The following is a 12972-nucleotide window of genomic DNA, read 5'->3' as shown; positions in this document are numbered from 1 at the left end:
AGAGGCCGGGGCAGGTGTTGAACCTGCCCCGGCCTTTCAGGGGCTTCGCAAAAAGGGCGCTCCGCTCAGGAGCGCTGTTCCAGGCCTTCCGGCCACTCGCCCGGTACTGGGCAGGCAAGGTTTTCCGGGGGGATGGCGGCGCCGGACAGTCGGCGCAGCAGTCGTTTGCCGTCTTCCCAGCTTCCCAGCTTCGAATCCGCATTGATGTGGCCCGTCTCGCCGGCGTCCACGAACTCGCTGCCCCATTGCCGCGCCAGCAGGCGGGCGGTGGGGAAGCCGATCCACGGATCGTTGCGGCTGGCCACCAGGATCGAGGGGAAGGGCAGTGCGTCGCTGGGCGTCGGGGCGAAGCCGTTCAGCCGGTCGTCGCGCGGGAAGAAATCCACTTCCGGCGGCGCGACCAGCAGGGCGCCCACGACCGGCGAGTAGAAGCCCGGCTGCTCGAACTTGGCCCACCAGGCGGTCAGGAGGCAGCCGAGGCTGTGCGCCACCAGCACGACCGGCCGCCCGGCGCGCTGCACCGAATGGTTCAGGCGGTTGATCCAGGTGTTGCGATGCGGTTTTTCCCATAGGCCGAGGTCGACCATCTGGGCATTGTCGATCTCTTCGGCCCAGCGGCGCTGCCAGTGGCCCGGGCCGCTGCCGTCGAGGCCGGGGATCAGCAGGATGAGCGGCTCTTGCGCGGGGGCGCTCGGTTCTCGATTCGTCTTTGCCATTCTCTCTTCTCCCGATGGAGGCGTTTCGGGTCCGCCGTCGCAGGCTGTCCTGTAGGGGAGCGGCATTCTATGCGACTCCTGTAAACTCAACTTGTTCGGTTGACAATGCGTCTGCGGTAGGCGGGGCAGCGGTTTCGACGGTCCGTTATGGAAGACGCGGTTGGCAATCGGCTGCGACCTGCCCCATATGCCCCGTGCCCCGGACGATCGCCGGCGCAGCAGGAGCCAAGTGCATGTCAGAATTCGACTACGACCTCTTCACCATCGGCGCAGGATCGGGCGGTGTGCGCGCCAGCCGGATCGCCGCTGCCCACGGCGCCCGCGTGGCCGTGGCTGAGGAGTACCGGGTCGGCGGCACCTGCGTGATCCGCGGCTGCGTGCCGAAGAAGATGCTCGTCTACGGCGCCCATTTCGCCGAGGATCTGGAAGACGCCAAGCAGTTCGGCTGGGACATTCCCGAGGCGACGTTCGACTGGGTGAAGCTGCGCGATAACGTGCTGGGCGACGTCGATCGCCTCAACGGGATCTACACGCAGACGCTGGAGAACAACAAGGTCGAGATCTTCCACGAGCGTGCCACGATCACCGGCCCGCACGAGATCACCCTTGCCAGCGGGGCGAAGAAGACGGCGAAAGTCATCCTCATCGCCACCGGCGCGCGGCCGCTGATCCCGTCCTGCCCGGGCCACGAGCACGGCATCACGTCGAACGAGGCATTCCACCTCGATGCGCTGCCCAGGCGCATCCTGATCGCGGGCGCGGGATATATCGCCAACGAGTTCGCGGGCATCTTCCACCAGTTCGGCTCGAAGGTGACGCTGATCAACCGCTCGGACCAGCTCCTGCGCGGATATGACGAATCCATGCGCGACCGCCTGCTCCAGATCTCCCTGACCAAGGGCATCGACTTCCGCTTCAACGCCGACTTCCAAGGGATCGAAAAGAATGCGGATGGCTCGCTCACCGTATCCATGACGGGCCACGAACCGCTCGAGGTCGATTGCGTGCTCTTCGCCACGGGCCGCGTGCCCAATGTCGAAGGGCTTGGTCTGGATAGCGTCGGCGTAGAACTGGACGACAAGAACGCGATCCGGGTCGACGAACATTCGAAGACCAATGTCGATCACATCTATGCCGTGGGCGATGTTACCAACCGGGTGCAGCTTACGCCGGTGGCGATCCGCGAAGGGCAAGCCTTTGCGGATACGGTGTTCGGCGACAAACCGACGACGGTGGACTATTCCTGCATTCCCTCTGCGGTATTCAGCCATCCGCCGATCGGCGCGGTCGGCATGACCGAGGCCCAGGCGCGCCAGCAGCTTGGCTCGGTGGAGATCTACACGAGCGATTTCCGCCCCATGAAGAACGTCGTCGCGCACCGTAACGAGCGGTCGCTCTACAAGATGGTCTGCGAGGGCACGACCGGGAAAGTCGTCGGCCTGCACATGATCGGCCCCGACGCGCCGGAAATCATCCAGGCCGCTGCGATCGCCATCAAGGCCGGGCTGACCAAGGCGGACTTCGACGCCACTGTCGCCGTTCACCCGACGATGTCGGAAGAACTCGTCCTGATGAAGTGACGGACGGCTTGCGGTGGCGCCCATGATCCTCGAAATGGAAAAGATGCATCTGGATCACGACCCCGCCGCACCTGCGGCCGAACAGATAACCTTCGACGACTTCCTGAAAGTGGACATCCGCGTCGGCACCATTGTCGCTGCGGAAGTCTACGAAGGAGCGCGCAAGCCGAGCCTCAAGCTGCGGATCGATTTCGGCCCCGGCATCGGCGAGCGCAAGAGCGTGGGGCAGGTCGCCGCGCTCTACACACCGGAGGACTTGATCGGCCGGCAGGTGGCGGCGGTCGTGAACTTTCCCGCGCGGCAGATCGGCAAGGCACTGTCCGAAGCATTGACGCTCGGCTTTGCGGACGAAGAGGGGCGGGTAGTCCTTTTCGCGCCGGACAGCCGCGTTCCCAACGGTTCGAGGTTGTTCTGATGACGGGTTTTGCCGCGCTGCTTGCCGCCGCCGAAGAGATCGAGGGTGGTTTCGCTTTCGAGATTACAGAGGACTGGCTTCAGGGCCGCACCGCTTACGGCGGGCTGACGTCGGCGCTGTCGCTGGCGGCGGCGCAGCGGGTCGATCCCGAATTGCCGCCGTTGCGTTCGGGTCAGTTCGCCATGATTGCCCCGCTGGCGGGGCGTGTCGAAGCACGGGCGCGGATCGTGCGCAAGGGGCGCAATGCCACCTGGGTTGCGGCGGAATTGTCGAACGAGAAGGGTGCTGGTTTCAGCGCCAGCTTCGTGTTCATGCGCCAGATCGAAAGTGCGGCGGACATTGCGGATTATCCGATGCCGGAAGGCGTGAGCCCTGTCGCGGATGCCAGGCCGGTGCCGATGGAGGTTGCGCCCGAATTCCTGAAGCGCAATTTCGACGCGCGCTTTGCCTTGCCGAAGTCCGAACTGGGCGAGGCGGATCTGTGCTGGTGGGTGCGGCTCAAGGGGCGTGAGGGGTTGGACCCGGCTCTGGAAGCGGTGCTGGTCGGCGATGCCTTGCCGACGGCGGTACTGCCGCTGCTGGGTTTCCGCGTGCCGATCAGTTCGATGCACTGGCACGTCAACATGCTGGAACCCGCGCCGACGACCGAGGACGGCTGGTGGCTGCTGCGCTCCACAAGCGAGTTCGCGCGCCATGGCGGCGCCAGCGAGCAGATTCTCCAGTGGAATGCTGCGGGCAGGCCGGTGATTGCGGGGATGCAGTCGGTCGCCGTGTTCGGCTGAGGGGTCTGTCCCTCCAACTCTGCAATTTCAAACCTAGTCGTCCTCGCATGCGCGGGGACGACTAGGTTTGTTGGCTTTATGCCGATCCGATCAGCCGGGGTTCGGCTCACCCGCCAGCGTCTTGCCCAACAGGATCTTGAAGGCCGCGAAGGCGATCAGGCCGACGGCAGCGGCACCGACGTGAAGCAGCCAGAACGAGACGGTATCCATCGACGAATACCATCCGCCGACCACGCCCACCACCTTGTTGGCGCCGAAGAAGGCGAGGTAGTAGATCCCCACGACCGTGGCGTTGAGCGCGCGGGGCGCGATCTTGGTGAACAGCGCAAGGCTGACCGGCATGATGTGCGCAAAGCCGATCGAGTTGAACAAGTGGAACATCACCGGCCAGAACAGGCCGATCTTGGCATTTCCGGCAGTGGCCGCGGCGATCACCAGGCACATGCCGCCGCAGATGGCGAAGACCGAACCGATGATCATCTTGCCCAGTTCGTCCGGCTCACGGCCGGTGCGGGCCGAGTACCACTTCCAGAACGCGGCCACGGCCACCAGCATCGAGAAGCTCAGCGTGGCATCCAGGGTTATCATCCAACTGGTGGGCAGGGTGTCTCCGAAGAAGGTCAGCTGGAACTTGTCGTCCGCCCAGACGAGATAGGCGTTGAAGATTTCCTGGTTGGTCATCATCGCGACGGCGAGCACCGGGACCAGCACGGCCAGCGCGCCGAGGCGCGGCCAGTCCGAGCGGGTGAGCGGCGCGCGCGGGGTCTTGTCGCCCTTGGCCGCGCGATTGTCGGCCGGGAGCCAGTGTCCGGCCTTGAGGTAGATGATCAGACCCAGCACCATGACCACGCCGGCCGTGCCGAAACCGTAGTGCCAGCCCACCTTCTCGCCCAGCGTGCCCGCCACCAGCGGTGCGGCGATGACCGAGACGTTGATGGCGATATAGAAGATCTGGAACGCCATCGCGCGGCGCAGGTCGCCCGGCTTGTAGAGTTCGCCCACCTGGCTGGCGATATTGCCCTTGAACAGGCCGACACCCACCACCAGCGAGATCAGCGCGAAGAGGAACATCCCCTCGAACGCCATCAGGAAGTGGCCGAGCGACATTACCACCGCGCCTGCGATCAGCGTGGCCTTGCGGCCGAGCCAGCGGTCGGCGACGATGCCGCCCAAAATCGGGGTGAGATAGACGAGCGAGGTATAGTCGCCGAAGATCGCCGACGCGAGCGGCTGCCCTTCCAGGCCCGAATAGTGCCAGCCGCGCAGCCACGAAAGACCCACGACATTGCCGATATTCTCGGGCAGGAGCAGATACTTGACCATGTAGAGCACGAGCAGCGTCTGCATGGAATAGTACGAGAAGCGCTCGCAACCTTCGACGAAGGAAAGATAGCCTAGGCCCTTGGGGTGGCCCAGGAACGCGCGGTCGTTTCGCTCGATTTCCTCCGGGAAATCGAGTTCGGGAGTAGCTTCGGCAACTGTCATGATGATCCTGATTTCTGCGACGGCCCGGTATTTTTGTTATTACGACGCGCACCATAGTGGCGCGTCACGGTAATGTCACGTCAGGCAAAGGTTTGTAAGGGCTGACGGGCTTTAAGCCCTTTTGGCAAACGCGGAAAAGGCGACAGACCCGATCGACCTGTCGCCTTCCCGTACGCCCCCGGACCTGTGAAGGTCGAACGATCGGCGCCTGTTCCTCTCGTAGGGGAGGAACTATGGAACGTGACAGGGCTCTTGCGGTTTCCCCGGCTGCTTGCGCTCACCCCGCGTAGGGCACGGGACGACGAAGTTTCCGCGATATCAGTTCGTTCTGGCCAGTTCTTCGTCGAGGAACGCCGCTACGTCATCGAGCGAGACGTTCTTGTCGAGATAGGTCTGGCCGATACCCTTCATCAGCAGGAAGGGCAGGGTGCCGGCATCCATCTTCTTGTCGTGCAGCATGTGTTCGACCAGCGCACGTCCGTCACAGTCGATTTCCAGCGCGGCGAGCCCCGCGGGCAGCCCGATTTCGCCGATATGGCGCGCGACATGCTCGGCGCTGGCCTGCGGCATCAGGCCTCGGCGTGCCGAATAGCGCGCCGCCAGCACCATGCCGAGCGCGACGCCCTCGCCATGCAGCAGGCGCGCGGAAAAGCCGGTTTCGGCCTCAAGCGCATGCCCGAAAGTATGGCCGAGGTTGAGCAGGGCGCGCTTCCCGGTCGTTTCGAACTCGTCCTCCGCCACGATGCGCGCCTTGCTGGCTACGGAGTGGGCCACCGCATATTCGCGAAGCTGGCTGTCGCCCGCGATCATCGCTGCGGCATTGGTATCGCACCAGGCGAAGAAGTCGGCATCGTCGATCAGACCGTACTTCACCACTTCGGCATAGCCCGCCAGCAGATCGCGCTCGGGAAGCGTTTCCAGCGCCGAAAGGTCGGCCAGCACCAGCGAGGGCTGGTGGAAGGCGCCGACCAGGTTCTTGCCTGCGGGCGTATTGATCGCGGTCTTGCCGCCGACACTGGAATCGACCTGGGCCAGAAGCGTCGTGGGCACCTGGACGAATTTGCATCCGCGCTTGAGCACCGAGGCGCAGAAGCCCGTGAGATCGCCGATCACGCCGCCGCCCAGCGCAATCACGCTGTCGCCGCGTTCGACGCCAAGTTCGAGCAGCCAGTTCACCGTCGCGGCCAGTTCGTCCCATGACTTGGTGGCTTCGCCGGGCGGCAGGATCCGCCAGTGCGGTTCATGCCCGTTATCGCGCAGCGAGGCCTCAACCACTTCGCCCCAGGCCGCATGGACATGGCTGTCGGTAATGATCGGCACGCCGCGCTTGCGCAGCAGGCCGCGGCAGTTCGGGACGAGTTCGGCGAGCAGCCCGGCGCCGACGCGCACTTCGTAGGGGCGGCCTGCGATATCGACGGGGATTACAGCCATTGCGAAATTCCCTGGAGCACCTTGTTGATCGTCTGGACGTGCGGTCCGCTGTGGCTCATCACATGGATGGGCGCGAGCGAATAGTGTGGTCGCCGGTCATCCCGCAGGCGGGACAGGATGTCCTTCGGGTCACCCCCTTGCAGCAGGGGGCGATTGTCCTTTCGCGCCGTGCGTTCGACCAGGGTATCGACTTCGCTGTCGAGCCATACCGTGATGGCCTTGTCCAGAATCAGTTGCCGCGTCACTTCGTTGCAGAAGGCGCCGCCGCCGGTCGCGATCACGCACCGCTCCATCCCGGAATCGATGAGGCGGGAGATCACGCGGCGCTCTCCGTCGCGGAAATAGGCCTCGCCGTAAGTCTGGAAGATCTCGGGGATCGACATCTGGGCGGAGCGTTCGATTTCCTCGTCGGCGTCCACGAAAGGGCAGTCCAGAAGAGTCGCCAGGCGCTTGCCCACGCTCGATTTCCCCACGCCCATCATCCCGACCAGCACGATGGGGCGATCGATGCGCCGCGCGAGCGCGGCAATTTCCTGCGCGGAAAACCGGGTCTGTTGAACGTCCATTGCTCCATCGCCTATAGTTGCGCTAGGTCGCAGCGCAAGCATCGGTGAAGGAAGGCGAGTGACGATACAAAAACGCAGGCGCAAGTTATCGGGCGTGGCTGCCGTTTCCATCGTCGCACCGGTGGTCCTTCTGCTGGTTGTCCTGACGGGCGTTTGCGCCTGGATGGACGGCGGTCGCTCGCCCGTGAGAGACATCGTCCAGCCGGTTGCGGTCCCGGAGTTGCCGCAATGAACTTGCGCATGAGGACCTGGCATCTGCTGGCGGGCGCCGCGTTCGGGCTGACATCGGCCTGGGCGGTGGCGCAGGACGCGCCCGAATCGCTCCTGCCCAAGATGTTCGACGAGCCCGCGCGTCCCGCCGCGACGCCGACGCCCGCAGCCCCGCCCAGCCGGCCAAACGCGCCCAGTTCGGCCGCCCCTTCGTCGGCCTCCCCCGCTGCGAGTGCGCCGCGCTCGGTCTCCACGCCGGTGGTGCAGAGCCTGCCCATGGAGCAGGTACCGGTGTTCGGTGCCGATTCCTTCATGACCACGGACGCCAGCGGCAAGAGCACGCTCACCCGCATGCCGACGCTGGAGGAGCTTCAGGGCATGTCGCCCGAAGCCTTCGAGCAGTTGCTGACCGACAAGCTCAATCTCGACATGCCTTCGGGCGCGCGCCGTTCCATGGAACAGATCGGCCTGATGGACGAGACCGAGGGCGGAATGTCCGTCACCTCGCTCTCGGTGCAGAATCCCTATCTGGTGCAAACCGCGATCGCCGCCAATCGCGGCGCGCTGGTTTCGCGCTGGGGGCATATCCTGCTGCGCCGCGCGCTGGCTTCGCGCCTTCAGGCGCCTGCCGGCATGAGCCCGCAGCAATTCCTGGCGCTGCGCGTCGGCCTGCTGATCCGCATGGGCGAGACCGACGCCGCCCGCGCGCTGATCCAGGGCCTCGACATCTCGAACTTCACCCCGGAACTAACGCGCGAAGCCTTCGACATCTACCAGCGCACGGCCGATTTCACCGGCATGTGCCCCGTGCTCTCGATCCAGGGCGTGCAGGGTGCCGGTGCTGAATGGGGGGCTGCGCAGTCCATCTGCGATGCGTTTCGCGGCAGCGGCGCGGCGGCGCTCTCGCGGCTGGAGAAGGCGCGGGTAAGCGGCAAGATGGCGCGCATCGATTCGCTGCTCGCGCAGAAGTACGCCGGCGCGGCGGGCCGTTCGCGCAAGGCGGTGACGATCGAGTGGAACGACGTCGATACGATGACGCCCTGGCGCTATGGCCTGGCGATCGGCGTCGGGCTTACGCCGCCGGAAAGCGCGATGTCGGGCGCCATGTCGGCATCGGGCCGGATGTACGATTCCATCACCGCTCTGGCGCCGATGGTCGGGCTTGACCGCCGCGCGGCGGCTTCCGACCGCGCGGGGGCCAGCGGGGTGCTCTCCAACGCGGCCATGGTCGATCTCTATGCGCAGGTCTACGCCGATCCCGACGTTACCGGCGACTGGCAGAAGCGGGCCGAGAGCCTTCGCGATGCCTATACCCTGGAGGCACCGGCGGCGCGGCTTTCCGCCATGCAGAGCCTGTGGAGCGGTGCCAACGGCGGCGATGCCGGTTACGCGCGGCAGGTGCTGACCGCCGCTGCGGCCGCGCGCATCGCGCCGAGCAAGGATCTGGAAGGCGATGCCGCAGCGCTGATCGCCTCGATGCTCTCGGCGGGCTACGACACCAATGCACTGGCCTGGTCGCCGATCGTGGCATCGGGCAGCGAAGGCTGGGGCCTGCTCACGGTCGCGGCGCCGGGGCGTATCCGTGCGGTCGATTCGGGTGCGGTGGACACCTATTACAGTGCCGACGACAGCCCGAACAAACGCAAGAGCGCCTTCCTGGTGGCCGGCCTGGCGGGTCTTGGCCGTATCGATGAAGGCACATCCTCGCGTTATTCCGGCGAATGGGGCCTGCAACTCGACAGCAGCAGCCACTTCACCACGGCGATCGACAGGGCAGCTACGGCGGGCGATGCTGCGAGCGTGGCGCTGCTCGCGGGTCTCGGCATGCAGGGAAGCAGCTGGCAGCGCATGACGCCGCGCTATCTCTATCACATCGTTTCGGCGCTCCGCACGGTCGGGCTTGAGGCGGAAGCGCGGATGATCGCCGCGGAAGCCGTGGCGCGGGCCTGATCGGGTCATGGCGGGCGAGGGCCACGCCGAACGCTTCCTGGCGATGCTGGCGGCCGAGCGCGGCGCGGCGGCCAATACCCTGGCGGCCTATCGCCGCGATCTGGCAGCCGCGCAGGAGGAACTGGGCGATCTGGCCGCTGCCGACGGCGATTCGCTCGCGGCGCTGGGGGATGCCTGGAGCACGCTGGCGGCATCCAGCCTTGCCCGGCGTTGCTCGGCGCTGCGGCAGTTCTACGGTTTCCTTGTCGATGAAGGGGTGCGTGCTGACGACCCTTCCGGCGCGCTGCCCAAGCCGAGGACCCGGCGCCCGCTGCCGAGACTGCTTTCGCATGAGGAAGTGGAGCGCTTCCTGTCCACCGCCGAAGCCGAAGCGGCGGGAGAGCGATCGGACGCGGTGCGGCTGCTGACCCTGCTGGAACTTCTCTATGGATCGGGCCTGCGCGCAACGGAACTCGTCTCCCTGCCGCTGGCGGCGGTACCGCGCGACGCGCCGTTCCTGCATGTCACCGGGAAGGGCGGGCAGCAGCGCATGGTGCCGGTGAGCGGGCGGGCGCGGTCGGTGCTGTCGCGCTGGCTGGCGGTGCGCCGGGGAAGTTCGAAATTCCTGTTTCCGTCGAGCGGGGAGAGCGGCCATCTTACCCGCGTCCGCCTGTTCCAGTTGCTGCGGGCCCTCGCAGTGCGGGCGGAGATCGATCCGACGCGGGTCTCGCCGCATGTGCTGCGCCATGCCTTCGCTACGCATCTGCTGCAAGGCGGCGCGGACTTGCGGGTGCTGCAGATGCTGCTCGGCCATGCCGATATCGCCACGACCCAGATCTACACCCATGTGGACAGCGCCCGGCTGGTGGCCCTCGTCAACGCACGGCATCCGCTGGCACGAGGTTGAGGTGGGGTTCCGGGGGGAACCGAGCGCGGTGCCTTCCGTTGCAATAGTATCGTTCGAGGGGAAGTTCATGCCTGACAATGCCGCAGCCCGAGATCGCCGCGCGCCCGCCTTTGCCGCCACTGCGCTGGGCGCGGTGCTGCTGGCGCTGGCGCCGAGTTCCACGGGAATTGCCGTGGCGGCGGCCGCCAGACCGGCAACGGTGAATGCGATCAGCCGTGCCGACAAGGCGGAAGGCGCCAAGGCGCATCCCGAACTGCTCGCCGAATTCGGCGGCGGGGTGACGGGGCCGCAGGCAAGCTATGTCGAGCAGGTCGGCAAGACCATCGCAATCCAGTCCGGCCTTTCCAACGCGAAGGGGGACTTCACCGTCACACTGCTGAACTCGCCGGTGAACAATGCCTTCGCGATTCCCGGCGGCTATATCTACGTCACGCGCCAACTGACCGCGCTGATGAACAACGAGGCGGAACTGGCAGGCGTGCTCGGGCACGAAGTGGGCCACGTTGCCGCGCGGCACTCCGCCAAGCGCCAGGAAGCCGCCTCGCGCAACCAGATCCTCGGGGTGCTGGGATCACTCCTGTCCGGCGTCCTGCTGGGAGACAGTGCTTTCGGACGGCTTGGCCAGCAGTTGGCGTCGCAGGGCTCGCAGATGCTGACCCTGAAGTATTCGCGGGGACAGGAGCTGGAGGCCGATCGTCTCGGCATCACCTACCTCAAGCGTGCGGGTTACGATCCGCGGGCGATGGCGACAGTCCTCGATTCGCTGGCACGGCAGAACGCGCTGGAGGCGCAGCTGCGCGGGACTTCGAATCAGGTGCCGCAATGGGCATCCACGCACCCCGATCCCGCCTCGCGCGTGCGCGATGCTCTGGCCCAGGCAGGCTCCGGCGCGACCGGCACGACCAATCGCGATGCTTTCCTCACGCGAATCGACGGTCTCGTCTACGGCGACGATCCGAAGCAGGGCATCATCGAGGGCAGCCGTTTCACCCATCCCGATCTGCGGCTGGCGTTTCAGGCGCCTGACGGATTCTATCTGGTGAACGGGACGCAGGCGGTTTCGATCAACGGTGATTCGGGCAAGGCGCAGTTTGCCGGCGGGCCGCTCGGCACCGGGCTGGATGCCTATATCCAGACGGTGTTTTCCAGCCTGACCGAATCGGGCCAGGCGCGAATCGCGCCGTCCAGCATCGAGCGCACCACCGTGAACGGTCTTTCCGCCGCTTATGGGGTGGCGCGGGTGCAGGCCTCCAGCGGGCCGGTCGATGTGGCGGTGTTTGCTTACGATTTCGGCGGCGGCAAGGCCTATCACTTCCTGACGATCACGCGCGTCGGCGGGGCGGGAGTGTTCAACCCGATGTTCAAGAGCCTGCGGCGGATCTCGGCTGCCGATGCCGGACAGGTCAGGCCGCGCCGCCTGGCGGTGGTGACTGTAAAGGCTGGCGACACCGTGCAGTCGCTGGCGGCGCGCATGGCCTATACCGATGCGGCGGTGGAGCGGTTTCTGGTGCTGAACGGGCTGGAGAGCGGCGCGCGGCTGGTGCCGGGGCAGAAGGTGAAGCTGGTCACTTATTGAGGGTGGCGCTTGTTGGTTGCGCGCCTCGTCTTTGGTTTTTTCGGGAGGTATATTGCCAATCGAGCGGCCGTCGATGGTCAGAAATGGATCCTGAAACGAGTTCAGGATGACGTTTTTCTTTGATGCCGAGATCTATTCATTCCAGCCATAAGGAAAGGGCGGCAGGTTTCCCTGCCGCCCTTCAAGAGTTGGTTTAGCGTTGGCTCTTATTAGCTGCCGTTGCCGCCACCAGCCGGAGCTGCAGCTTCGTTAGCCGTTTCCAGCGTGGTCGACGTGGTGTTGAACGTGTTGGTCAGCTGCGTGCCGAGGCCCTGCATGGCGGCGATCGCGGCGACGGCGATGAGGGCGGCGATGAGGCCGTATTCGATTGCGGTGGCGCCTTCTTCGTTGCGGCGCAGCTTGGCGAGAAACTTCATCTGGTGTCTCCTGAATGAATGCAAACTTGTGTACCCGGTCCGCCCCGCCCCCGTTTCGACCGGTAAGGCACTCGCTTCGGCGCTTTGGACAGGTTGCTTTCTAACCCGGAAGTGTTGAAAAAAACTTAAACGAGAAAGATGATTACTCGCCTGAGATAGCAGCTGCGGACTTGTCTGAAACATTGCTCCACAGTGCGATCGTTTCCGATGCGAGACTGTTGAGCGCAACAAGTATGGCGAGCACGATCATCGCGAGGATGAGTCCGTACTCTACGGCAGTTGCGCCGATTTTATCTTTGATAAGGCGAATCATGATGGATGATATTGGCATGATTACTTGCAGTACCCCCGATCATGACCTTTATTAGGCTATCAGCGTTAAAGAGTTCCTAAAGGAGGGCCTTTCACTGGAAAATTCTCTGACACCCCTGCTGGTCGTCGCCGTGGCCCTTGTCCGCGGTGATGGGCGGATCCTGATGCAGCAACGGCCTCTCGCGGCCATGCATGGCGGCCTCTGGGAATTCCCGGGCGGCAAGGTCGAGCCCGGCGAGACCCCGGAGCACGCTGCCGTCCGTGAACTGGAAGAAGAACTGGGCGTGAAAGTCTCGCCATCTTCCCTGTCGAGCGTGGGCTTCGCCAGCGGCCCCGGAGTCACGTCTCAGGCAGGGCAGGGCGCGCGCGCTATCGTCATACTGCTTTATGCCTGCGCGCATTGGCAGGGAGAGCCGCAGGCTCATGAGGCAGAGGCGCTGGGCTGGTATGCCACCGAAGCGATCCCGGAACTGGCGATGCCGCCGCTCGATTATCCGCTTGCCGCCGCCTTATCCACATTCTTGCGCGAGAAGGCGATATAGGCGTTGACGGCAGCGCGAAGCACTCCTATTGGCGCCTCTCCAACGCGCCCGTAGCTCAGCTGGATAGAGCATCAGACTACGAATCTGAGGGTCGGACGTTCGAAT

14 protein-coding genes are annotated in these 12972 nt (G+C 65.0%); 8 read left to right on the top strand and 6 right to left on the bottom strand.

The annotated features are described in order from the left end of the window. Positions 1-65 precede the first annotated feature (65 nt). A complete protein-coding gene (locus NTCA1_RS21660; protein ID WP_159831812.1) occupies positions 66-716 on the bottom strand; it encodes an alpha/beta hydrolase in 651 nt (216 codons plus the stop codon). A 233-nt stretch (positions 717-949) separates the two neighbouring features. Here NTCA1_RS21660 and gor point away from each other — a divergent pair, with 233 nt between their 5' ends. The 3 genes from gor to NTCA1_RS21645 are packed head-to-tail and all read left to right on the top strand — an operon-like array spanning position 950 to position 3493. Beyond that, positions 950-2296 (top strand): glutathione-disulfide reductase, encoded by a 1347-nt coding sequence (gene gor, locus NTCA1_RS21655; protein ID WP_133083825.1) that lies wholly within the window; start codon positions 950-952, stop codon positions 2294-2296. Between the two features lie 43 nt (positions 2297-2339). Further along, positions 2340-2711 (top strand): tRNA-binding protein, encoded by a 372-nt coding sequence (locus NTCA1_RS21650; protein ID WP_159831849.1) that lies wholly within the window; start codon positions 2340-2342, stop codon positions 2709-2711. Continuing rightward, positions 2711-3493: a thioesterase family protein gene (locus NTCA1_RS21645; RefSeq protein WP_159831811.1), complete on the top strand. Its 783-nt coding sequence runs from the start codon at positions 2711-2713 to the stop codon at positions 3491-3493. The genes NTCA1_RS21650 and NTCA1_RS21645 overlap by 1 nt, the downstream gene beginning before the upstream one ends. Positions 3494-3583: 90 nt before the next feature. Here the strand turns inward: NTCA1_RS21645 and NTCA1_RS21640 are convergent, their stop codons facing one another. The 3 genes from NTCA1_RS21640 to NTCA1_RS21630 form a co-directional block, all read right to left on the bottom strand. Continuing rightward, positions 3584-4978 carry a peptide MFS transporter gene (locus NTCA1_RS21640; protein WP_159831810.1) on the bottom strand — a complete coding sequence of 465 codons (1395 nt, stop codon included), beginning with the start codon at positions 4976-4978 and terminating at the stop codon, positions 3584-3586. Positions 4979-5296: 318 nt separating this feature from the next. Next, positions 5297-6409, bottom strand: coding sequence for a 3-dehydroquinate synthase (gene aroB, locus NTCA1_RS21635; RefSeq protein ID WP_159831809.1), 1113 nt, complete (start codon positions 6407-6409; stop codon positions 5297-5299). Further along, the gene (locus NTCA1_RS21630) at positions 6400-6975 is read right to left on the bottom strand and encodes a shikimate kinase (protein ID WP_086492751.1); all 576 of its coding nucleotides are present in this window, start codon (positions 6973-6975) and stop codon (positions 6400-6402) included. The genes aroB and NTCA1_RS21630 overlap by 10 nt, the downstream gene beginning before the upstream one ends. A 58-nt stretch (positions 6976-7033) precedes the next feature. Between NTCA1_RS21630 and NTCA1_RS21625 the strand changes: the two genes are divergently transcribed. The 4 genes from NTCA1_RS21625 to NTCA1_RS21610 all read left to right on the top strand — a co-directional run bounded on the left by NTCA1_RS21625 (position 7034) and on the right by NTCA1_RS21610 (position 11597). Then, positions 7034-7207 (top strand): hypothetical protein, encoded by a 174-nt coding sequence (locus NTCA1_RS21625; RefSeq protein WP_159831808.1) that lies wholly within the window; start codon positions 7034-7036, stop codon positions 7205-7207. A gap of 8 nt (positions 7208-7215) precedes the next feature. After that, entirely contained in the window at positions 7216-9135 is a 1920-nt protein-coding gene (locus NTCA1_RS21620; RefSeq protein WP_159831807.1) for a hypothetical protein, read from the top strand. Between the two features lie 7 nt (positions 9136-9142). Beyond that, complete coding sequence (locus tag NTCA1_RS21615) at positions 9143-10021, top strand: tyrosine recombinase (RefSeq protein ID WP_159831806.1); 879 nt, start codon at positions 9143-9145, stop codon at positions 10019-10021. A gap of 67 nt (positions 10022-10088) precedes the next feature. Beyond that, positions 10089-11597 carry a M48 family metalloprotease gene (locus NTCA1_RS21610; RefSeq protein ID WP_159831805.1) on the top strand — a complete coding sequence of 503 codons (1509 nt, stop codon included), beginning with the start codon at positions 10089-10091 and terminating at the stop codon, positions 11595-11597. A gap of 209 nt (positions 11598-11806) precedes the next feature. Here NTCA1_RS21610 and NTCA1_RS21605 read toward each other — a convergent pair whose 3' ends face one another. Together NTCA1_RS21605 and NTCA1_RS21600 are read right to left on the bottom strand one after the other, a co-directional pair. After that, on the bottom strand, positions 11807-12013 hold the full coding sequence (locus tag NTCA1_RS21605; RefSeq protein ID WP_159831804.1) for a Flp family type IVb pilin: 207 nt from the start codon (positions 12011-12013) through the stop codon (positions 11807-11809). A 142-nt stretch (positions 12014-12155) separates the two neighbouring features. Beyond that, on the bottom strand, positions 12156-12326 hold the full coding sequence (locus NTCA1_RS21600) for a Flp family type IVb pilin (RefSeq protein ID WP_236549512.1): 171 nt from the start codon (positions 12324-12326) through the stop codon (positions 12156-12158). 163 nt (positions 12327-12489) lie between these two features. On the opposite strand from NTCA1_RS21600, the gene NTCA1_RS21595 reads away from it, so the two are divergent. Next, complete coding sequence (locus tag NTCA1_RS21595) at positions 12490-12867, top strand: NUDIX domain-containing protein (RefSeq protein WP_236549511.1); 378 nt, start codon at positions 12490-12492, stop codon at positions 12865-12867. Positions 12868-12972 lie beyond the last annotated feature (105 nt).

The organism is Novosphingobium sp. TCA1 (genome assembly GCF_009811895.1).
GTDB lineage: Bacteria > Pseudomonadota > Alphaproteobacteria > Sphingomonadales > Sphingomonadaceae > Novosphingobium > Novosphingobium panipatense_A.
The sequence above is the reverse complement of the archived record's forward strand: the minus strand, read 5'-3'. Positions and strand labels throughout refer to the sequence as shown.

What these genes read in the sequence shown, in the direction of transcription:
- NTCA1_RS21600 (WP_236549512.1), bottom strand. Translation starts at nt 12,326, where the DNA reads ATGATTCGCCTTATCAAAGATAAAATCGGCGCAACTGCCGTAGAGTAC.
- NTCA1_RS21620 (WP_159831807.1), top strand. Translation starts at nt 7,216, where the DNA reads ATGAGGACCTGGCATCTGCTGGCGGGCGCCGCGTTCGGGCTGACATCG.
- NTCA1_RS21650 (WP_159831849.1), top strand. Translation starts at nt 2,340, where the DNA reads ATGCATCTGGATCACGACCCCGCCGCACCTGCGGCCGAACAGATAACC.
- aroB (WP_159831809.1), bottom strand. Translation starts at nt 6,409, where the DNA reads ATGGCTGTAATCCCCGTCGATATCGCAGGCCGCCCCTACGAAGTGCGC.
- NTCA1_RS21595 (WP_236549511.1), top strand. Translation starts at nt 12,490, where the DNA reads ATGCAGCAACGGCCTCTCGCGGCCATGCATGGCGGCCTCTGGGAATTC.
- NTCA1_RS21605 (WP_159831804.1), bottom strand. Translation starts at nt 12,013, where the DNA reads ATGAAGTTTCTCGCCAAGCTGCGCCGCAACGAAGAAGGCGCCACCGCA.
- NTCA1_RS21615 (WP_159831806.1), top strand. Translation starts at nt 9,143, where the DNA reads ATGGCGGGCGAGGGCCACGCCGAACGCTTCCTGGCGATGCTGGCGGCC.
- NTCA1_RS21645 (WP_159831811.1), top strand. Translation starts at nt 2,711, where the DNA reads ATGACGGGTTTTGCCGCGCTGCTTGCCGCCGCCGAAGAGATCGAGGGT.
- gor (WP_133083825.1), top strand. Translation starts at nt 950, where the DNA reads ATGTCAGAATTCGACTACGACCTCTTCACCATCGGCGCAGGATCGGGC.
- NTCA1_RS21640 (WP_159831810.1), bottom strand. Translation starts at nt 4,978, where the DNA reads ATGACAGTTGCCGAAGCTACTCCCGAACTCGATTTCCCGGAGGAAATC.
- NTCA1_RS21630 (WP_086492751.1), bottom strand. Translation starts at nt 6,975, where the DNA reads ATGGACGTTCAACAGACCCGGTTTTCCGCGCAGGAAATTGCCGCGCTC.
- NTCA1_RS21610 (WP_159831805.1), top strand. Translation starts at nt 10,089, where the DNA reads ATGCCTGACAATGCCGCAGCCCGAGATCGCCGCGCGCCCGCCTTTGCC.
- NTCA1_RS21660 (WP_159831812.1), bottom strand. Translation starts at nt 716, where the DNA reads ATGGCAAAGACGAATCGAGAACCGAGCGCCCCCGCGCAAGAGCCGCTC.